Origin of the sequence: Bordetella sp. 02P26C-1 (genome assembly GCF_009763255.1) — a bacterium.
Taxonomy (GTDB): Bacteria; Pseudomonadota; Gammaproteobacteria; order Burkholderiales; family Burkholderiaceae_B; genus Bordetella_A.
Map to the genome: position 1 here is coordinate 69,446 of NZ_WSJB01000016.1, position 20,048 is coordinate 89,493.

Here is a 20,048-nt window from a genome sequence, read left to right on the forward strand (position 1 = left end):
ATTACCCGGATTCCTCGCCATCCGATGGAACTACTAGGACAAATTTGTGCCTAGGTGTAAACCGTGGGTGCTAAAGTGCCACCTCACCGAATTGTTCACCAACAGCGGGCCTTGGACATCAAGGCGCCACTGGCTCAAGCTCTGATTAATTGCGCATGAAGAAAGCTGTAATGCTGACCGCTATCGCGGTCGGGCTCGCCGCGGGTGTGGCGCTAGGTTTTGTGGGCGCGCGATGGTGGCCAGCACCCGCCGGTCAGGTCGCGGCCGCCCCGGCCGCTGCATCCGCCCCGGCACCGGCCAAGCCCGCCGAGACGGTTCGTGTCGAGGTCGCGGAGGTCAAGCCCATGCAACTCGCTCGCGGCATTGCCGCGGTCGGCAGCTTGCGCTCGGATGAGTCCGTGGTGTTGCGTCCGGAAGTGGCAGGGCGCATCCAGGCCATCGACTTCAAGGAAGGCCAGCCGGTCGAAGAAGGCCAGGTCTTGTTCCGTCTGGATGACGCCGTCGCGCGCGCCGAACTCGACCAGGCGCGCGCCAACCTCGCGCTGGCCCAGACACACTACCGTCGCGCCGTGGATCTGCAAGGCCGGGGCTTTGTCAGTCAGCAAGCGCGCGACGAGTCAGCCAGCAATCTCAAAATCCAGCAGGCCGCCGTCGCACTCGCGCAGGCACGTTTCGACAAAATGGTGCTACGCGCGCCCTTCGCTGGCGTGGTCGGCCTGCGCAATGTGTCGGTCGGCGATTACGTCGGACAGGGCCAGGACCTGGTGCCGATCGAGGCCATCCATCCGCTCAAGGTCGATTTCCGGGTGCCCGAGATGTACTTCAACCAGATCCGCGTCGGCCAAGCGCTGAACCTGCGGCTCGACGCCTTGCCCGGTATGCAGCGAGAGGGCGAGGTCTATGCCGTCAGCCCGCTCGTGGAATCGGGCGGACGCTCGATTCTCATCCGCGCCGTGGTACCCAACAGCGATGCCTTGCTGCGGCCCGGCATGTTTGCGCGCGTGCAGCTCTTGTTCGGCACGGACGAAGTGCTCGCGGTTCCCGAGGCAGCCTTGGCACCGTCCGGGCAAGCTCAGTACGTCTACCTCGTCAAAGACGGCCGTGCGCACCGAACCGAAGTCACCCTGGGCGAGCGTCGCGATGGTCAAGTCGAAATCCTGACCGGCGTGTCAGCGGGCGACAAAGTCGTGATCGCCGGATTCCAGCGACTCGCTGATGGCGCGCCGGTCCGAATCGCGCGCGATGCGTCGGCAGTGGAGCAGGCTAACCCGCAAGCGGCGAAATAATCATGGTTTTGTCCGAGGTCTGTATCAAACGGCCGGTGTTCGCATCGGTGCTCTCGCTCATCATCGTGCTCATCGGCTTGATCTCGTATTCCCGCCTGTCGGTTCGGGAGTATCCCAACATCGACGAGCCGATCGTCTCGGTCAACACCACCTACAAGGGCGCTTCGCCCGAGGTGGTCGAGTCGCAGGTGACCAAGCCGCTGGAGGATCAACTGGCCGGCATCGAGGGCGTGAACGTCATGACCTCGCGCAGCCGCACCGAGCGCAGCCAGATCAACGTCAAATTCGATTTATCGCGCGATCCCGATGCCGCCGCGGCCGAAGTGCGCGACAAAGTCTCGCGTGCGCGGCGGTTCCTGCCCGATGAAATCGACGAGCCCATCATCGGCAAGGTCGAGGCCGATGCCACCCCGATCATTTTCATCGCGGTGGAGTCGGGCTCCCTTTCGGTGATCGAGACCTCTGACTATATCAACCGCTATATCAAGACGCGGTTGTCGGTGTTGCCGGGCGCGGCAGAAGTCCGCGTCTACGGCGAACGATTACCCTCCATGCGCATCTTCGTCGATCGCGCCAAGCTCGCCGGCTATAACCTCACCGTGCAGGACGTCGAGAATGCGCTGAAAAGCCAGAACGTCGAAATCCCGGCCGGCCGCATCGAGTCGCGCGACCGGGAATTCACCGTGGTGTCGTCGACCGACCTGCAAACTCCCGAACAGTTCGGCAATGTCGTGGTGGCCAATGTGCAGGGCTATCCCGTGCGTATCCGCGATGTCGCCAAGGTCGAGATCGGCGCGGCCGACGACCGGATTCTTTCCCGCTTTAATGGCAGGCCAGCCATCAACATCGGCCTGACCCGCCAGTCCACGGCCAACCCGCTGGATCTGTCGCAGGCCGTGCGCGCCGAGGTCGAACGATTAAACGAAACGCTGCCAGAAGGGATGAAGCTCAACATCGCGTACGACACGTCGACGTTTATCGAGCGCTCCATCAATTCCGTCTTGCAGACCATCGTCGAGGCGATTGTTCTCGTCGTGCTGGTGATTTTCTTCTTCCTGCGCAACCTGCGCGCCAGCGTCATCCCTATTGTTACCATCCCCGTCTCGCTCATCGGCGCGTGCGCGTTGATGTACATGTTTGGATTCTCGGTCAATACGCTGACTCTGCTGGCCATGGTGCTGGCTATTGGTCTGGTGGTGGACGATGCCATCGTGGTGCTTGAAAACATCTATCGGCACATCGAGGACGGCATGCCGCCACGGCAGGCGGCGCTGCAGGGGTCCAAGGAAATCGGCTTTGCCGTCGTGGCGATGACCCTCACGCTGGTCACGGTGTATGCACCGCTGGCATTCGCCACTGGCCGTACGGGCAAACTCTTTATCGAGTTCGCCTTGACCCTGGCGGGCGCCGTGCTCGTGTCCGGCTTCGTGGCGTTGACGCTCACGCCCATGATGTGTTCCATCCTGCTGCGTCACGAGCCCCGCCATAATCGGTTCTACAACCTCATCGAAGGCTGGCTCAACGGCATGGGTAATGGCTACCGGCGCGCCTTGCGCTGGTCACTCAAGCACCGCGCGGTCATCGTGGTGGTGGGGCTGTTATTCGCGGGTGCCAGCGGCGTGCTGTTCTCGGTGGTCAAAAGCGAACTCGCGCCGATCGAGGATCGTGGCGTGATCTTCGGCATCGTGTCCTCGCCAGAGGGTTCGACGGTCAACTACATGCTCGATAGCATGAAAGAGATCGAGGAACACTACGCCAAGATCGACGACGCGGGCTCCTATCAAGTCTCGATCGGGTTTCCGACCGTGACCGACGGCACGGCGATCCTGCGGCTCAAACCCTGGGAAGAGCGCGATCGCAAACAACAAGATATCGCTCGCGAACTGCAGCCGAAATTCGCCGCGATCCCGGGCGTGAAAGCCTTCCCGAGCAATCCACCATCCTTGGGCCAGTCAGCGCGCTCCAAGCCCATTGAGTTCGTCATCATGAGCCAGTCCTCGTATCCCGAGCTTTCGCGGCTGGTGAACATCTACATGGACGCGCTGCGCGACTACCCCGGTCTGGTGAACCTGGACTCTGACCTACGCCTGAACACCCCCGAGCTGCGCGTACAGGTCGATCGCGACAAGATGGCGGACGTGGGCGCGGGGGTCGATGTGGTGGGACGCACCCTGGAATCCATGCTGGGCGGCCGTCAGGTCACTCGCTATAAGGACGAGGGCGAACAGTACGACGTGATCGTTCAGGTGCAACCGCGTGATCGCAGCAACCCGACTGATATCTCCGGCATCTACGTGCGGACCCGGGACAACTCGATGGTGCAGCTGGATAACCTGCTGTCGGTACACGAAAGCGTGTCGCCGCAGTCGCTGAATCACTTCAACCGCCTGCGCGCCGTCAAGGTCGAGGCCGCAGTGGCGCCGGGTTATGCGCTGGGCGAAGTGCTCGAGCATATGCAGCAGGTTGCGCGCGAGGTCTTGCCGCCCACGATTCAGACGGATTTGGACGGTCAGTCGCGCGAGTTCCGCGACTCCTCGGGCAGTATCTACCTGGTTTTCGCCATGGCCCTGGCGTTCATTTATCTGGTGATGGCGGCGCAATTCGAGAGCTGGCGCAATCCGTTCATCATCATGCTGTCCGTGCCGTTGTCGATGACGGGGGCGTTGCTGGCTCTATGGCTCAGTGGTGGGACGTTATCGATCTATAGCCAGATCGGGCTCATCACCCTGGTGGGCCTCATCACCAAGCACGGCATTCTGATCGTCGAATTCGCCAATCAGTTGCGCGATGAGGGTCACGAGCTGTTCGAGGCCGTGGTAGAGGCGAGCGTGATGCGCTTGCGTCCGATTTTGATGACGACGGGCGCCATGGTTCTGGGCACGCTGCCGCTGGCAGTCTCATCGGGTGCGGGCGCCGAGTCGCGTCAGCAGATCGGCTGGGTGCTAGTGGGTGGGCTGATGTTGGGGACGGTGCTGACCCTGTTTGTGGTCCCTGTCGCCTACACCCTGATCGCCAAAGTACGCAAGCCACAGCAAACCGTCGACACCTCTCACGTGTAGTTTTCGCGAGGGCTCAGTAGGCCCTCGGTCTCGTAGTGTTATGGGAAATGCACCGGGATAGTGTTCCGGCCGTTGGGCCGCTGACATGGGTATTCCCTGGCCCGCAGGGCCATGCAGGCGCCGGTTCGATGCGCGGGTGCCCGTGCGAACCTACGGCTTAGACTCGTCGCTGGGCGTGTTCACCAGTTCATCGTCCTCCGGCGTGATAATGCCGGGATTGCCGGGTTCCGTGAGCACACGGCCATCACGCGGTTGCCCCGCGACGACCGGCGTGTCCTCCGGCATGGGCATTTTGCCCGTGCCGAGCATTTCCTCCTCGGCGGCGGAGCGGCGCTGATCGCCCTTGGGGCTGGCAATCGGGTTATCTAATGGGGTAGGGCTCATGGTGACCTCCTGCGAGATGGTGAGCGGGGAAAACCCCTCACCTTTCACTGGTCATAGTAGAAGCCGTCGCCGCCACGCGGCGTGACGGCGTGTGTCCGTTGAAAAAGGCTGTTGCTAGGGGCGCTCTTCGGCGACGTGGTGCGACAGGCAGGATGGCGCCAGGCTAGGTACACTACTGTCTTTCCTGGTCGATCCGTTATGAATCATACGGTGCGCCGCTGCCGTCACCGCCGCTGTCTCTCCAGACCGGACCAGCCGCGGTTGGCCAGCGCACGGACATAGCCGCTTAGCGATTGTGGCGCGCGCCGTGCCACGGATCTTCCACGCATACCATCCGTTACGAATCTGCCCTCATGCGCCAAATCATTTTTGATACTGAAACAACCGGACTTGACCCCGCGCAGGGCCATCGCATTATCGAAATCGGCTGCGTTGAAGTCGTCAATCGCGTCGTCACGGGCAATAACCTTCACCTGTACCTGAATCCCGATCGCGACAGCGATCCCGAAGCACTTGCCGTACACGGGCTGACGACCGAGTTCCTGGCTGATAAGCCGCGATTCCCGGAAATCGCACAGGAATTCCTCGACTTTATCCGTGGCGCCGAGCTCATCGCCCATAACGCCGCGTTCGATGTGAAATTCTTCAACGCTGAGTTGGCGCGCATTGGCGCGGGCACGCTGTCGGAGCACTGTGCCACGATCACCGACTCGCTGCTGCACGCGCGTACGCTATATCCGGGCAAGCGCAATTCGCTGGACGCGCTGTGCGACCGCTTGGGCATCTCCAACGCCCATCGCACGCTGCACGGCGCGTTGCTGGACTCGCAACTGCTGGCCGAGGTGTGGCTGGCCATGACGCGCGGCCAGGACGCCTTGCTGATCGAGGTCGACGACACCTCGGGCAGCGGGGCTGCCGGCGTGTCGCTGCAGGCTTTCGACGGCTCCGTCCTGCCCGTGCTACGTGCCAGCGGCGACGAACTCACGGCCCATGACGAATATCTGGCCGCGCTCGACAAGGCCGTAGGCGGCGCCTGCGTCTGGCGCTCGCTCGAAATACCGGCTGAAGCCACCGCCGAAGCATAGCTTGCACGCTGAAACTTCGTGTGCTAGAATTCCGCTTCTTTGGGTGGTTAGCTCAGTGGTAGAGCACTGCCTTCACACGGCAGGGGTCACAAGTTCGAACCTTGTACCACCCACCAGGATACCCAAAGAACAAAAGGCTTAGCGTAATTCGCTAGGCCTTTTGTTTTTTGGCGCTCAATATACCCGCCCGGGGGCTTGGCCAATGAGTCACGGCGGGGCTTGCGCTGGTCGTGGGCCGAGACGGGCCCCAAGCGGACGGCGCGAGCGTACAGGCCTCTGCCTCGTGAGTTTGCTTCTTCCTTTCTTGGTAAAGTCGAGAGTGGGCAAACCGCCATGTGCAGAGATGTCTGGTGGTGTTTGAACGAATGCGACACGATGCATTTTCCGGATCGGCGGATTCATGCCCGCGGCCCATGCCGTGTCTTCATTACATTTGCAGATAAACGTCACGTGGAGAGGCCGGGTGCCTGATATCCCGCTTGATTTACCCTCGGATGCCATCGCGCTGTATGGATGTGAAGGCGTGTCGGAGGCTTGTCTGACCCTGCAGGAGCGTGTCCAGCTAGACGTCAATGTCTTATTGTTCGCCGCTTGGATGGGTGTCCGGTTGGCACGGTCAATGCGGCCGCAAGATATCGAAGAAGCCGCCATTCAAATCAGGCAGTGGCACCGCGAGATCGTGCTGCCCTTGCGTGCCGTCAGGCGTCGTTTGAAAACCGGCCCTGCGCCCGCACCCAATGATCACACCGATGCTTTGCGTGCCAAGGTGCAAAGCGTGGAAATCGCAGCCGAGCTGGTAGAGTTGGCGCAGTTAGGGCAGCTCGCTCATTGTCTGGGCCACAACGCGTCAGCTGATGCCAGCGAGACAGCGGCCACCAATCTGTTGCATGTGGTGCAGTACTATGGCGGTCGGCCTGCCGATATCGAAGAAAGGAATGCTGTGAACGTCATAGCTGCTGCAGCGACAGGCTGTTTTTCATGAAAAATCTGATCATCGCCATCACCGGCGCATCGGGCGCCATCTACGGCATTCGAGCGCTCGAACTCCTGCAGCCTGTCAGTGACGTCCGCACTCATCTGATTGTGACGTCCTCCGGCGCGCGCACGATTGCCGAGGAAACCGACTACCGGCTGGAAGCCGTCCGCGAATTGGCGGACGAGGTCTACAGCCATAAAGACATCGGTGCGGCCATTTCCTCGGGCTCTTTCATCACGTCCGGCATGCTGGTGGCACCGTGCTCGATCAAGACGCTGAGCGGCATCGCCAATTGCTACAACGATGAGCTGGTCACACGGGCCGCCGACGTCTGTCTGAAAGAGCGACGCCGCGTGGTGCTGCTGTTGCGCGAAACGCCGCTGCATGCCGGTCATATCGATCTGATGGCCCAGGCCACGCGCAACGGCGCCATCATCATGCCGCCCGTGCCGGCGTTTTATCACGGGCATCAAACCCTCGATCAGACGGTCACGCAAAGCGTGGGTCGGGCATTGGACCTTTTCGGCATCCATCTGGGTTCAACCAGCCGTTGGCGGCAGGCGGATGCTTCGACTGATTCAGGCGCACACTGAACGCGCGGCGGCCCTGACTGTGCCTATCCCGCTGGGGGTGCCGGCCGATGAACGGCAGCCGCATTCGCATAGGCACGAGTCGCATCCTGAATAAAGTCGCGAACGGCGCTCTCGTAGACCTCGCCACTGCGAATCGCACCCGAATGCGAAGCGCCCTCGATTTTGACGACGCGTTTCAGATTTTCCGGCACCTTGACCGCCGCGGCGAAGAGCTCATCGCTCATGGTGTGCGGCACGACCCGGTCGGCCGTGCCATGTAAAAACAGCATCGGGGTGCTTAGCGTCGCCAACTTTTCCACCGAGGCAAACGGCTGCGTCACCAGCAGGCTCGCACCGGGGAGCTTGCCCCATCTCAATGTGCGCAGCATGGCGGCAACGCTGGTAAAACTCGATTCCACAATCAGGCCCGCAAACTCCGGCATGTCGGGTCGCGCGGCCAGATTGATCGCAATCGCTCCACCCAGGCTATGGCCGTAGACAAAGCGTCTGGACGGATCGGGTTGACGGCGGGCAAGCTCGCGTAGTGCCGCCGCAGCGTCCTCGACCGCGGACTCCTCTGAAGGCAAGCGCGGCGTCGATTGCCCAAAACCGCGATAGTCGATGGCGAGCACGGAATAGCCCATTCGCGTCCAGCCGGACATGCGAAAGGCGCTGCCATTCAGATTCCAGCGCGCGCCATGCAAATACAGTACGGTCGGTGCCTCCGGGTTGGGATGCTGCCAATACCAGGCGTGTACGCGCTCGCCGTCGGCAATCTCCAGTTCGAACGATTCCGTGCCGTCCGGCGGCTCGCTCCACCAGCGCTGGGACTCGGATTCGACAGAGAAAATGGCCTGCCGCTGCCAGGCATCGAGCTGCGTACAACCGACGACGCTCGCCGCCGCCAGCACACTGCCGACAATCAGGCGTCGAAAGGTTAATAAGCGCGGCAGGAGCATGGGCGGGCAGAGTGTGCGGAGTGAATGGGACAGAGTAGGGCGCAGGGAAACCGGATTTCCACGCGCTTAAGGTGGCGGCGGGGCGCATCGTACCGACTGAGGGCTACGCCCTCCACCTAATTATCGACACGTTCTACCGCGCAGAGTTCAACATGGCGCGCCGTCCCCCCGCGATGACCAGGATGACCGCCACCGCAAACACAAACGCCGAGGGCTCCACGGACTCGTGAAACAAGGTCGCCGCGGCCAGCACGGTCAAAAACGGTTGCAGCAATTGAACCTGTCCCACCCGGGCGATGCCGCCGATCGCCAGGCCGCGATACCAGGCGAAAAAGCCCAGAAACATGGAGCCAAACGCCAGATACGCGAACGCCCCGATCACCGGCATTCCCGGCCAGCCGGTCGTGGCAGCCGCATCGCGCAGCAGCAGCATCACAGGTACCGTCAAAATTGGCGCGCTGATCGCCAACGCCCAGCAAATCGTACGCGCGCCGCCCAGCGTGCGCGAGGCACGCGCGCCTTCAGCATACCCCATGCCGCCCAGCACCACCGCCACCAGCAGCCACACATCGCCCGCCTGAAACCGGCCGGCGCCTTGTTGCAGCCCGTAAACCATCACGAGCACCGCTCCTGCCCCCGCCCAGGCCCAGAACGCGCGTGGTGGCCGTTCGCCGCTGCGCCACGCCGCGAACATCGCAGTGCACAAAGGCAGCAATCCATTGAACACCGCCCCGTGCGACGAGGACACCGTGGTCAGGGCGAAGGTTGAGGTCAACGGCCATCCGATCACGACACCGAGCGCGGCGAGAATGACTGCCGGCCATTCCTCGCGCGTGGGCCGGCGGCTGCGCGTGAGCACCAGCATCAGTATGGCCGGCACGGCCGCCAGCCACGCCCGCCCCAGACTGATCAGCCAGGGCGACATCTCGGTGACCGCGACGCGCGTCATAGGCAGCGTGAGCGAAAAAATCAGTACGCCCAGCAGTCCATAGCCGTAGCCTTGCCAGGCAGTGGGCGGCGACAACGTGGGGGCGGGACAAGGGGCGGATCGGGACAACATGGCTCAGACTCCTGAGGGGTAGGGATTGCAAGCGACTGGGAATTCGCTCACTCTACGTAAACCCTGCAGTACAGTACCGGTACACTTTTACAGAACGTTCTCTGCACTGGCCCGGTCAAAACACCATGACAGCCAACCTCCAAACTTCCATCTCCTGGCAGCCCGTGCGGCAGGGCGACGCGACGCTGGTCGCTCAGTTGGCCGATAACCTTGCGCGGCGGATTGATGACCAGGGGCTACGCCCGGGCACGCGTCTGCCCTCGATACGGGTCATGGCGCAAGAGGCGGGTGTCAGCCGCTTTACCGTTGTGGAAGCCTACGACCGGCTAGTTGCCCGCGGTCTGGTGCAGTCACGCCGAGGGGCGGGATTTTTCGTCGCGGCCCGTCGTGATCCGCTGGTGGCGGAACAGGCCGGTAAAGCGCAAGCCCTTCCTCCGTCGCGCATCGATGTCACATGGCTCGTGCGCAATATGTTTCGTGAACCCACGCAGTCGTCCATGCAGGGCGGGGCCGGGCTCTTGCCGGCAGACTGGATGAATCCCGATATGGTCTCGGCCGCGGTGCGCGCCGTGGGACGCTCGGTACGCGGCCAGTTCATGGCCTATGGCTCGCCGCAAGGCTACGCGCCGCTGCGCCAACAGCTGGCATCGCAGCTACAGGCCGAGGGCATACCCGCGCACCCCGACCGGCACCTGGTGACCACCAACGGCGTCACGCACGGCCTGGATCTGATTGCCCACCATCTGGTTCAACCCGGCGATGCGGTGCTGGTCGAGGACCCGGCCTGGTTTCTTATCTTTGGCCGACTGGCGGCCTTCGGCGCGCGCATCTTTGGTGTGCCGCGCGGACCCGACGGGCCGGATCTCGCCGAACTCGACAGGCTCGCCGCGCTGCATAAACCGCGCCTGTTCATCATCAACCCGACGGTACACAATCCCACCGGCCATACGCTGTCTGCCGGGGCGGCCTACAACATTTTGCGTATCGCCGAGCGACATGATTTCTGGGTCGTCGAGGATGACACCTATGGCGACTTGCACCCCGGCGGCGCCGTCAAACTTGCCGCGCTGGATCGGCTCAATCGCGTCATTCTCGCCGGCGGCTTTTCCAAGATGCTTGCCGCCAGTCTTCGCGTCGGTTACATCGCCGCGCCGGAACCGGTGCTCAGTCACTTGGTGGATCTCAAAATGCTGGGCGGCCTGACCACCCCCGAGCTGGGTGAACGCGTCGTCCACCGCATCCTGGTCGAGGGGCAATACCGCAAGCATATCGAGCGCGTCCGCGCCCGGGTCAATACCGCGCGTGAACAATGCGTTGATCAACTCAGCCGGCTCGGCTTCACGATCCCGCACGTGCCGCAGGCCGGGATGTTCGTCTGGGCCGATTGTGGCCGCGACTCCGAGGCGCTGGCCCGGCTTGCCGCGCCACATGGTCTGCTACTCGCGCCCGGCACCCTGTTTTCACCTTCCCAGGCCACCTCCAGCATGCTGCGCTTTTCCGTCGCGATGGTCGATATGCCCGCCATCTGGACCATGTTGAAACGGGTACTGGCTCAATGACGCAACTGCATGGCGGGGTGCCGCAAGTCTATACTGACTATTGTCTATAACCGGCTTTGATTGTCCTATTTCATCTCGAGGAACTGTTATGTCCGACCTTCCGATTCGCCCCTTGACCGAGCTATTCGCTGTCGCACCCCAGCTTTCGGCCGCCGACATGCCCGCCGTAGCCGCGGCCGGCTATAAGAGCGTCATCATCAACCGTCCCGATTTCGAGGGTGGCCCGGATCAGCCCACCGCCGCCGACGTATCGGCGGCCGCCCGCGAGGCCGGCTTGCACGTCGAATATCAGCCCGTGGTCGGCAGCGCCATGACCGCCGATGATGTCGCGCGTTTCGCTGAACTGCTCCAGACCTTGCCGGCTCCCGTATTGGCCTATTGCCGCACCGGTACGCGCTGCACGAACCTGTTTGTCGCCTCTCAGCAGCTCTCCTGATCGCGCGGGATACTGCGGAAAGCCCTGACTGTTGCTGCCGGTTTTTTCCGGTAGCATGCATTTCCCATCTAGCAGACAGGAGGCGGGAAATGTTTAAAAAGATCCTGATCCCCACCGACGGCTCCCCGCTGTCGGCGCAAGCTGCCAATGCGGGCATCTGTTTTGCCCGGTCTATTCAGGCACAGGTCGTCGCACTGCACGTGACCCAGCCCTTTGCGGCGACTATCGGCTTCGATGGCATGGCCGCCGCCTATGCCATCACGGACGAAGATTACGACAAGGCGTCGGCGCAGCAGGCCGAGAAATATCTCAAGCACGTGATGGCGCGCGCCGACACAGCCGGCATCAAGGCCGAGTCGCGTGCCGTGTCCAATTTCAATGTCGCCGACGGTATCGTGCAGGCCGCCAGCGAGAATGGCTGCGATCTGATTTTTATCGGCAGTCACGGACGCAGCGGCTTGTCGCGGTTGCTGCTGGGCAGTGTCACGGCAAAAGTCCTGTCGCTCGCCACTTGCGCGGTATTGGTCTACCGCGTCAAGGAAGAAAAACCGAAGAAATAAATCTCTTTGATTTTCCTCTAACAAACCGCCTGCGCCCGCGCTGTGGGCGCAGGGTTTTTCCGGTAGGATGCTTGTTCCTAATATGCAACCAGGAGCAGGCAAGATGTTCAAGAAAATCCTGATTCCCACCGACGGTTCGCCGCTGTCGGCACAGGCCGCCAACGCGGGTATCACGTTCGCGCGTTCGATCGATGCAGAGGTTGTGGCTTTGCACGTCACCCAGCCGTTTTCCGCGACGATCGGGTTCGACGGCATGGCTGCGGCTTACGCCATCACCGACGAAGATTACGACCAGGCCGCGGCAGAGCAGTCCGAAAAGTATCTGAAGCAGGTCTTGGACCGTGCCGATACCGCGGGCGTGAAGGCCGAATCGAGCGCCGTATCGAATTTCAATGTGGCCGAAGGTGTGGTGCAAGCCGCGATCGACAATGGCTGCGACCTGATCTTCATTGGCAGTCACGGCCGCAGCGGTCTGTCTCGTCTCCTCTTGGGAAGCGTGACGGCCAAGGTCTTGTCGCTGGCAACCTGCGCCGTGCTGGTTTATCGCGTCAAAGAAGACAACAGCTAAGGCAAGGCGTAATGCCGTGGCTGAGCCTGTGAGCAGGCTCGCCGCGACGCCTAGAGCAAAAACCGTTCGATCGCGCTGTTGAAGGCCCGAGGATTGCCCAGGTTCATGCCATGCGAGGAACCGGCGATGATTTCCTTTTGGGCCGAAGGCAGCCATTGCGACAGCATCTGTACGACTTCCGGATACGGTTCCGGGCTCAGTGCACCGCCGATCAAGAGCAACGGCATGGCCAGTTTTTCCACGCGTTCCCGGGGCAGGGGCTTTAACATTTCCGACGCCTGCGCGCGCAAGGTCGAAGCGTTGTCCCGCACCATCTCCTGAAACCACGGCACCATGCGGCGCCAGGTATCTTGTCCCGAGACGGTATCGACAAATAGCGCCAGGCCATCATCGACCCGGCCTTCGTCAACCAACTTCAATGCACGTTGCCTGAACCCCCCGCGCTCGTCCGAGGTGGGCACGGGTGCCAGACGGCCCGGGTCGGCCAAGGTCAATGTGCGTACGCGACGCGGCTCGCGCAATGCCGCCTCCAGTGCGATGCGTGCCCCGCGCGAGTGACCCACCACATGCGCGGCGCCTTCTCCCACGATGTCGATGAACTCGAGCAGATCATCCACGTGTTGGTCGATGGAGAACGTCCCACCGTCCCATTGCTGTGGCCAATAATGACGCAAACTCGGGGCCAACACCCGGAAATGCTTTCCCAAACCCCCGAGTTGCGCCTTCCAATACCGGCAGTCACAGAGCGAGCCATGCACCAGAATCAAGGGCGTGCCTTGTCCGGCTTCGGCATACGTCATGGCGTAATCGTTAATGTGTGCGGTTTGCAGGGAAAGCTTGGGTTCGGCGCGCATGTCAAGGATCAGGAAACGACAGCCTGTGATTCTAGCGCTGCGTGGCCCGCACAGTCGCTGCTACACTCGAACTCCTTGATCGATCCACGAACGACCCTTTGTACGACCAATCGGAATTGCCTGTCATGTCAGCGGAGTCTCTCGCAGCGTTACCCGAATCAGCTCAACGTATCGCCCAGCTTCTCGAGACGCTGGGACATGAGCATCCCATCGTGATCTTGCCGCAAAGCGGTCGCACCTCGGCGCAGGCCGCGGAGGGCTTGGGATGCGTGGTCGGTCAGATCACTAAATCCATTATCTTTCGCCGACTCTCCGATGGCGCGCCCGTTTTGGTCGTGACCAGCGGCGTCAATCGCGTCGATGAGACCAAAGTCGCCGCCATTGTCGGCGACCTGGGCAAAGCCGATGCTCGTTTCGTGCGCGAAAAAACCGGCTTCGCCATCGGCGGGGTGTGTCCCATCGGTCACGCCACCCGGCCCGTGACCTTGCTGGATCAGGATTTATTCCAATACGACGTGCTATGGGCGGCTGCCGGCCATCCGCATGCGGTCTTTCGGCTTAGCCCGCAACAGCTTGCGGCCATGACCGACGCGCCCGTAGCCGACATCGCGTTGCAACCGGGCAGCGCCACGTGAGCGGCGCCGCGATGGATTGGACGTGGCTGTGGATTCCCGCCACGTTGGCCGCCGCTGCCGCGCAGGCCGGGCGCAACGCCGTTCAGCGGAGTCTGACCGAAACGCTCGGCACGCTGGGCGCCACCCAGGTTCGATTCCTGTTCGGCTTTCCGTTCGCGCTGCTGTTTCTGGCTGTGGTCTATTCGATTGACGGTGGTCCGCTGCCCGGCATCAACAGCGAATTTCTCGCGTTCGTGATTGGCGGTGCGGTGGCGCAAATTGCCGCCACGGCGTTGATGCTGGCGGCCATGCGCGAGCGGTCGTTTGTGGTGGTGACCGCCTGGACCAAAACCGAGCCGATTCAGGTCGCCATATTCGGCTTCGCCGTGCTGGGCGACCCATTGTCACTGACGGGGGTTTTGGCGATTGTGTTGGCGACGCTAGGCGTGGTGCTGATGTCCAGCAAGGGCGCTTCGGCCACCGGAAAAGGCAGCCTGCGTCCCGCTTTGTTCGGGTTGGTCTCGGGCGCTTTCTTCGCCTTGTCGGCGATCGGCTTTCGCGGCGCGATACTGGTCTTGGATGGCGGCGGATTCTTTCTTCAATCCACCTGGACCCTGGTGTGGTCCTTGGGCATACAGAGTCTGATCCTGATCGTATGGATGCTGCTCTTTAACCGCGCGCTGTTGATTGCTTGTATGGCGGCATGGCGCGCGTCGATCTGGGGTGGCTTGCTGGGAGCGTGTGCTTCGCAAGGATGGTTTCTGGGCTTCGCCCTGACCGCTGCCGCCAATGTAAGAACCTTGGGGCTCGTCGAAGTGCTGTTTGCTCAAATACTGTCGCGTCGCATCTTCGCCCATACGTCGAGTCGGCGCGAGCTCTTGGGCATCGCGCTGATTGTCATTGGAGTCGGGATCTTGGTGGCGGTCGCCGGGCGCTAAAGTGCGCCGGGCGGCGAGGGCGGGAAAGCATCAAGCCCCCGCCTGGGCCAACGCTTACTGCAGCAGCTGCAGACGATTCTTTGCCGTCTCGGCTGCCTGACTATTCGGGTAAGTCTTGACGATGCGCTCCAGCGACGCCTTGGCGCCAGCGCGGTTGTTCAACTCGATCTGGCTGCCCGCCATCACCAGCAACGCGTCAGGCGCGCGCGGATCGTTCGGGGTCTGCTGAACCAGGCGGGTCAACTCTTCAATAGCGCCTTTATAGTCCTTGATCGCGTAACGGCTGCTGCCCAGGTAAAAGCGGGCGGTCGGCGCCAGCGGGCTGTTGGGATACAGCGCCAAAAACGCGGCCAACGATTCCGAAGCCTCTTTGTATTCGCCTTGACGGAACTGATCGATGGCACCGTCGTAGGCAGCCTGCTCGCTCGGATCGTTTGCCGTCACGCCCTGCGGATTCGATGCGCCTTGCGCGGCCGCCCCACTGGGCTGCTGACGCGACACCAGCTCCAATTGCTCGCGCAATTGGGTAATTTCTTGTTGCAAGGCTTGCATTTGGTCAGCCAGTTGCAGGCGTGCGCGAGCGTTCAAATCGCTCTGTCGCTTGAGCTGTTCGCGCAAATCCAGAATGGCTCGGCGGGCCTCATCGTCGGAAAAAGCATGTGCCGGCGCGGTAAGCGTCGCGGCAAGCACGGCGGCGGTGACAACCAGAATACGCAAGGACGGGACATTAGCGCGCATAGAAATTTCCAGAGTTAGAAAACAAAAACGTCGGGACGGCCGCTTGGACCGTCCCGACGCGCGGCAGAGCTAATGCGCGAATCGCTTAACGCTGATATTCGATATCAGCGCGGCGGTTTTCCGCGAAATCGGCTTCGGAGGAACCCGTGGCACGGGGTTTTTCCTTACCGAAGCTGATCGTTTCGATCTGCGCGTCGGTGGCGCCCAAGAGCGTCATCATGCGACGCACGGCGTCAGCACGACGTTGGCCCAAGGCCAGATTGTATTCCGCACCGCCGCGTTCGTCGGTGTTGCCTTGGATCTGGACGCGCTGTTGCGGGTTCGAAGCGAGGTAACGGGCGTGGGTTTCCACCAGGCCACGGTACTGCTCAGGCACCGAATAGCTGTCGAAATCAAAATACACAGAGCGCTGTTGCGCCAGGATGCTCTGGGGGTTGAACGGATCGAGGATCTCGCCAGAGGCCGAGCCGCCCATGCCGGAGCCCGACGAGCCGGCGCCAGCCGACTGGTCATCCAGGGGAACCGAGCTGCAAGCGGCCAACGCGGCAGCCATAGCAGCGATGGTAAAGCTTTTAGCAATGCGCATCTTCATGATGTTTCCTTTGCAAAGAAGGGTCATTCGCGTTTTAGCGGGTAAAAGGTCCCCACGTGGGTTCACGTATTTCGCCGTTCAATACGGACAGCGTTTGGCGCACTCGACCATCACTGGATACACCGGCCAATACACTGCGGCCATTCTGGACCGCGGCGTAAAGGATTTGTTTGCCGTTGGGCGCAAAGCTTGGTGACTGATCGTCGCGACCATCAGTCAGAAGAGTTTCGTTGCCCGTGGCAAGATCAAGTGAGGCGATGCGAAACGCACCGTCGCGTCTGGAAACGTACAGCAGCGTGGATCCGTCGGGGGAAATTCGGGGTGATATGTTGTAACTACCGTTAAATGTCAGGCGACGGGCGTCGCCTCCGTCTAGGCTTGTTTGATAAATCTGTGGTCCACCGCTGCGGTCAGACGTAAAGATAATACTGCGGCCATCCGGCGTAAATACCGGTTCTGTATCAATGCCCGGGGAACGCGTTAAACGGCGCGCATTTGAGCTTCCGTCGGCGCTAACGATGTAAATTTGCGACAGTCCATCGCGCGTCAGGGCCACGGCGAGCTTGCTGCCATCAGGCGACCAGGCCGGTGCGCTGTTATTGCCTTTGAAGTTCGCAACCGGTACGCGAGCGCTGGTAGCTAACGTATGGACATACACGACAGGTTTGCCGGATTCAAAGCTCACGTACGCGAGCTTGCTGCCATCGGGCGACCAGGACGGCGAGATCACCGGTTCGCGCGAACGCAGCGCGACTTGCGGGTTCTGACCATCGGCGTCGGCGACTTGCAGCTCATACGTATTGCCGCGCTTGAGCACGTAGGCGATACGGGTAGAGAACACACCACGCACGCCCGTGATCTTTTCATAGATCCGATCAGCGATCTGGTGCGCGATACGGCGCAGTTCTTTTTCGGTGCCGGAGAACGCCACGCCATCGAGCTGGCCTTTCTTAATCGTGTCGCCCAGGCGATAGCGCACGTCGTAACGACCATCAGGACCACGCGTGATGCTGCCGTAGGCCAGGAAGTCGGCGCCACGGTTGCGCCAATCGTCGTAGTTCACCTGCGAGTCCACGTTCAATCCGGCGCCTGCCGCGTTAATCAGGCGGAATTGACCCGTGCGCGTCAAATCGGCGCGGATGACATCGGCCAGCGCGCGGCCCTGTTCATCATCGCCTGCGAAATCCGCGATCGCGACCGGGTACTGGGTGGCTCCGGTACCCGAGATATCAACGCGCAGTTGCGCATGAGCAGGCTGCCAAACCAGCAGGGCGATGGCCGTCAGCAGAGTGAAAAGCATGCAGTACGCACGCACTAGCCCCGATCGCGCGGGGCGGCTGTAGGCGGGTGTCATTATCATCAATCTCCTGTCAGTCATACATGCGATATATAACGTCAATTACGGACGGGTACGCGCCGGCCGACGGTTTGGGGAACGGGTTGCAGCGACGGATACCGTTTTCAACCGCGCGGTCGAAGACAGCATTACCCGACGATCCCGTCAGATTCAGTCCTGTAACCTTTCCATCTGAACTCAACTGTACCCGGTATTGCGCCGTTGGGTTCGCACTGCCCGAACGGGGTGGCGGATCAAACACCACGCCGGGTCGAACGCAACTGCGGACCTTGGCGCCATAACCGCTATCGCGCCCGCCGCCTTGTTGATTGCGGTCGGCCGTGCCGCCGGGAATCCCGGCCGCGCCCAGCACGTCGCCGCGCATGGCGTCGCGCAAGGCCTTGTCGGCGGCAGCCTTCTTGGCGGCGGCAGCCTTCTCCGCAGCCGCTTTCTTCTCGGCAGCGGCCTTTTCCGCGGCCGCCTTCTTCTCTGCCGCTGCTTTTTCCGCAGCGGCCTTCTCTGCTGCGGCCTTCTTCTCAGCGGCGGCCTTCTCGGCAGCCGCTTTTTCTGCCGCGGCCTTCTTCTCGGCGGCGGCTTTTTCCGCAGCAGCTTTTTCGGCAGCCGCCTTTTCAGCCGCAGCCTTCTCAGCGGCCGCTTTTTTCTCGGCAGCGGCTTTTTCTGCAGCCGCCTTCTCGGCTGCCGCTTTCTCTGCCGCAGCCTTGCGCGCTGCGGCAGCTTCAGCCTCTTTGCGCTCTTGTTCCAGGCGTTGTTTCTCCTTCAGCTCTGCCAGCTTGCGCGCTTCTTCCAAGCGCGCTTTCTCCTTGGCGGCTTCAGCGGCCAGACGAGCTTTTTCTTCCTCCTCGCGCTTTTTACGGGCCTCGGCCAGCGCGATCTCGGGATCGGGCTGGGGCTCGGGTTGCGCGGTAGGGGGAGGGGGAGCCTGTGGCGGTGGCTCTGGTTGCGGTTCAGGCTCCGGCGCCGGAGGAGGTGGCGGCGTCGGCTCAGGCTCGGCCTCGGGTTCGGGCTCCGGTTGCGGCTCGGGTTTAGTATCCGGCTCGTCCGGTTGCTCCTCGGGCGGGCGCGCATCGGGTGTGACGCCATCGGCCCAAAGCTCGACTTGTACCGGCCCCGGGTTCTCCGTGTGCCAGCTGACGCCGAAGATCAGAGCAACCAGCAGCAGCAAATGGGCCAGAATAGCCAGGCCCAATGCTTTGCGGTTGTCTTGCGCAGCGGGCGAACTTGGCGCGGCGCTGTTATGTTGAATAATTGGTCGACTCATAAACGTTGCAAAGCGGCGCGTGGCGACGCGTTATCGCCCGCCGGCCGGCTTGGTCGCAGTAGGCGCGGTCGTGGTCGTCGTCTGGTTGGCGCCACCGCTTTGATCGACCAGCAGACCCAGGCGCGTGACGCCATTGCTGCGCAGCTCGTCCATTACCTTGACCACGGTTTCGTACGGCACCTTGCCGTCGGCGGCAATCACCACCGGTGTCTCCGCGGTGATGCGCTGACGCACCTGGCTGATCAGTTGGTCGCGAGGAATGTCCTGCAAAGTGGCGCCGGCCTCACGCATGCGCAAAGCCACCTGGCCGTCTTCCGAAATCTGGACTTCGAGCGGCGTAGCGGGCACTTCCGAGGCCTGGCCCACCGAGGGTAGATTGATCAGGCCCGGGGTGATCAAGGGCGCGGTGACCATAAAAATCACCAGCAGCACCAGCATCACGTCAATGTAGGGCACGACGTTGATGTCGGCCTTCATATTGCGGCCCGCGCGGCCGTGCGAGCGTAATGACGGCATTAGCGCACCTGGCGTTGAAGGATATTCAGAAACTCATCGACAAAGCTGTCAAACCGGATCGACAGCCGGTCGATATCGTGCGTATAGCGGTTGTAGGCTACGACAGCGGGGATGGCCGCGAACAGGCCGATCGCCGTGGCGATCAGCGCTTCGGCAATACCCGGCGCCACCGACGCCAACGTTGCCTGCTGCATATTCGACAGACCGATAAAGGCGTGCATGATGCCCCACACCGTACCCAACAGGCCGATGTACGGGCTCACCGAGCCTGCCGAAGCCAGGAAGTTCAAGTGCGATTCCAGCGCATCCATCTCACGCTGGTAGGCCGCGCGCATCGCGCGGCGCGGGCCGTCCAGGATCGCATTGACATCACCGCCTTGCGTGCGGCGCGCTTTCAGAAACTCCGTCATCCCCGCGTCGAAGATACGCGCCAGCGCCCCATGCTCGTCGCGGCGGCTGGCGACAGCCTGCTGCAACATCGACAGGTCGCCACCCGACCAGAAATCATCTTCGAAACGGCGCGTCTGCGCATGCGCGCGCTTGAGCGCCATTCGCTTGGCGAAGATATATGTCCAGGACATGATGGAAATGCCCAGCAGCAGCAACATGATGAGCTGGACGGGGATGCTGGCCTGGGTGACCAGCGAAATCAACGACATGTCGTTGGAGACTTGCAT

Annotated in this window: 21 protein-coding genes and 1 tRNA gene; 12 read left to right on the top strand and 10 right to left on the bottom strand. The window is 61.9% G+C overall.

Annotated elements, in window-relative coordinates:
* Positions 1–155 precede the first annotated feature (155 nt).
* Both GOQ28_RS09285 and GOQ28_RS09290 read left to right on the top strand, forming a co-directional pair.
* Positions 156–1,286 (top strand): efflux RND transporter periplasmic adaptor subunit, encoded by a 1,131-nt coding sequence (locus tag GOQ28_RS09285; protein WP_160356260.1) that lies wholly within the window; start codon positions 156–158, stop codon positions 1,284–1,286.
* A gap of 2 nt (positions 1,287–1,288) precedes the next feature.
* Positions 1,289–4,345 (top strand): efflux RND transporter permease subunit, encoded by a 3,057-nt coding sequence (locus GOQ28_RS09290; protein WP_160356261.1) that lies wholly within the window; start codon positions 1,289–1,291, stop codon positions 4,343–4,345.
* Between the two features lie 150 nt (positions 4,346–4,495).
* Here the strand turns inward: GOQ28_RS09290 and GOQ28_RS18525 are convergent, their stop codons facing one another.
* Positions 4,496–4,729 (bottom strand): hypothetical protein, encoded by a 234-nt coding sequence (locus GOQ28_RS18525; protein WP_202109685.1) that lies wholly within the window; start codon positions 4,727–4,729, stop codon positions 4,496–4,498.
* 353 nt (positions 4,730–5,082) lie between these two features.
* Here GOQ28_RS18525 and dnaQ point away from each other — a divergent pair, with 353 nt between their 5' ends.
* From dnaQ to GOQ28_RS09310, 4 genes are all read left to right on the top strand, one after another.
* Positions 5,083–5,814, top strand: coding sequence for a DNA polymerase III subunit epsilon (gene dnaQ / locus GOQ28_RS09295; RefSeq protein ID WP_160356262.1), 732 nt, complete (start codon positions 5,083–5,085; stop codon positions 5,812–5,814).
* A gap of 41 nt (positions 5,815–5,855) precedes the next feature.
* Positions 5,856–5,930 (top strand) — tRNA-Val (locus GOQ28_RS09300).
* Between the two features lie 347 nt (positions 5,931–6,277).
* Positions 6,278–6,796: a TIGR02444 family protein gene (locus GOQ28_RS09305; RefSeq protein ID WP_160349121.1), complete on the top strand. Its 519-nt coding sequence runs from the start codon at positions 6,278–6,280 to the stop codon at positions 6,794–6,796.
* The gene (locus GOQ28_RS09310) at positions 6,793–7,383 is read left to right on the top strand and encodes a UbiX family flavin prenyltransferase (protein ID WP_160356263.1); all 591 of its coding nucleotides are present in this window, start codon (positions 6,793–6,795) and stop codon (positions 7,381–7,383) included. The genes GOQ28_RS09305 and GOQ28_RS09310 overlap by 4 nt, the downstream gene beginning before the upstream one ends.
* A gap of 23 nt (positions 7,384–7,406) precedes the next feature.
* Here the strand turns inward: GOQ28_RS09310 and GOQ28_RS09315 are convergent, their stop codons facing one another.
* Positions 7,407–8,321 carry an alpha/beta hydrolase gene (locus GOQ28_RS09315; protein WP_160356264.1) on the bottom strand — a complete coding sequence of 305 codons (915 nt, stop codon included), beginning with the start codon at positions 8,319–8,321 and terminating at the stop codon, positions 7,407–7,409.
* Positions 8,322–8,454: 133 nt separating this feature from the next.
* On the bottom strand, positions 8,455–9,381 hold the full coding sequence (locus GOQ28_RS09320; RefSeq protein ID WP_160356265.1) for a DMT family transporter: 927 nt from the start codon (positions 9,379–9,381) through the stop codon (positions 8,455–8,457).
* Positions 9,382–9,545: 164 nt separating this feature from the next.
* On the opposite strand from GOQ28_RS09320, the gene GOQ28_RS09325 reads away from it, so the two are divergent.
* The 4 genes from GOQ28_RS09325 to GOQ28_RS09340 all read left to right on the top strand — a co-directional run bounded on the left by GOQ28_RS09325 (position 9,546) and on the right by GOQ28_RS09340 (position 12,504).
* On the top strand, positions 9,546–10,940 hold the full coding sequence (locus GOQ28_RS09325) for an aminotransferase-like domain-containing protein (protein WP_336603762.1): 1,395 nt from the start codon (positions 9,546–9,548) through the stop codon (positions 10,938–10,940).
* Between the two features lie 88 nt (positions 10,941–11,028).
* On the top strand, positions 11,029–11,376 hold the full coding sequence (locus tag GOQ28_RS09330; RefSeq protein WP_160349125.1) for a TIGR01244 family sulfur transferase: 348 nt from the start codon (positions 11,029–11,031) through the stop codon (positions 11,374–11,376).
* 89 nt (positions 11,377–11,465) lie between these two features.
* The gene (locus GOQ28_RS09335; protein WP_160349126.1) at positions 11,466–11,936 is read left to right on the top strand and encodes a universal stress protein; all 471 of its coding nucleotides are present in this window, start codon (positions 11,466–11,468) and stop codon (positions 11,934–11,936) included.
* A 103-nt stretch (positions 11,937–12,039) separates the two neighbouring features.
* On the top strand, positions 12,040–12,504 hold the full coding sequence (locus GOQ28_RS09340; RefSeq protein WP_160349127.1) for a universal stress protein: 465 nt from the start codon (positions 12,040–12,042) through the stop codon (positions 12,502–12,504).
* Between the two features lie 50 nt (positions 12,505–12,554).
* On the opposite strand, the gene GOQ28_RS09345 is transcribed toward GOQ28_RS09340, so the two are convergent.
* Entirely contained in the window at positions 12,555–13,358 is an 804-nt protein-coding gene (locus GOQ28_RS09345; RefSeq protein ID WP_160349128.1) for an alpha/beta fold hydrolase, read from the bottom strand.
* 125 nt (positions 13,359–13,483) lie between these two features.
* On the opposite strand from GOQ28_RS09345, the gene GOQ28_RS09350 reads away from it, so the two are divergent.
* Together GOQ28_RS09350 and GOQ28_RS09355 are read left to right on the top strand one after the other, a co-directional pair.
* Complete coding sequence (locus GOQ28_RS09350; protein WP_160356267.1) at positions 13,484–13,993, top strand: YbaK/EbsC family protein; 510 nt, start codon at positions 13,484–13,486, stop codon at positions 13,991–13,993.
* The gene (locus GOQ28_RS09355) at positions 13,990–14,910 is read left to right on the top strand and encodes a DMT family transporter (RefSeq protein ID WP_336603761.1); all 921 of its coding nucleotides are present in this window, start codon (positions 13,990–13,992) and stop codon (positions 14,908–14,910) included. The genes GOQ28_RS09350 and GOQ28_RS09355 overlap by 4 nt, the downstream gene beginning before the upstream one ends.
* Positions 14,911–14,964: 54 nt before the next feature.
* On the opposite strand, the gene ybgF is transcribed toward GOQ28_RS09355, so the two are convergent.
* The 6 genes from ybgF to tolQ form a co-directional block, all read right to left on the bottom strand.
* The gene (ybgF, locus tag GOQ28_RS09360; RefSeq protein ID WP_160356268.1) at positions 14,965–15,648 is read right to left on the bottom strand and encodes a tol-pal system protein YbgF; all 684 of its coding nucleotides are present in this window, start codon (positions 15,646–15,648) and stop codon (positions 14,965–14,967) included.
* A gap of 85 nt (positions 15,649–15,733) precedes the next feature.
* Positions 15,734–16,240, bottom strand: a complete 507-nt coding sequence (pal, locus tag GOQ28_RS09365; RefSeq protein WP_160349131.1) for a peptidoglycan-associated lipoprotein Pal — start codon at positions 16,238–16,240, stop codon at positions 15,734–15,736.
* Between the two features lie 34 nt (positions 16,241–16,274).
* Positions 16,275–17,594: a Tol-Pal system beta propeller repeat protein TolB gene (tolB, locus tag GOQ28_RS09370; RefSeq protein ID WP_160349132.1), complete on the bottom strand. Its 1,320-nt coding sequence runs from the start codon at positions 17,592–17,594 to the stop codon at positions 16,275–16,277.
* A 16-nt stretch (positions 17,595–17,610) separates the two neighbouring features.
* Entirely contained in the window at positions 17,611–18,855 is a 1,245-nt protein-coding gene (tolA, locus tag GOQ28_RS09375) for a cell envelope integrity protein TolA (RefSeq protein ID WP_160356269.1), read from the bottom strand.
* A gap of 30 nt (positions 18,856–18,885) precedes the next feature.
* A complete protein-coding gene (tolR, locus tag GOQ28_RS09380) occupies positions 18,886–19,371 on the bottom strand; it encodes a protein TolR (RefSeq protein WP_160356270.1) in 486 nt (161 codons plus the stop codon).
* Positions 19,371–20,048: a protein TolQ gene (gene tolQ, locus GOQ28_RS09385; protein WP_160352053.1), complete on the bottom strand. Its 678-nt coding sequence runs from the start codon at positions 20,046–20,048 to the stop codon at positions 19,371–19,373. Before tolQ ends, tolR begins: the two co-directional genes overlap by 1 nt.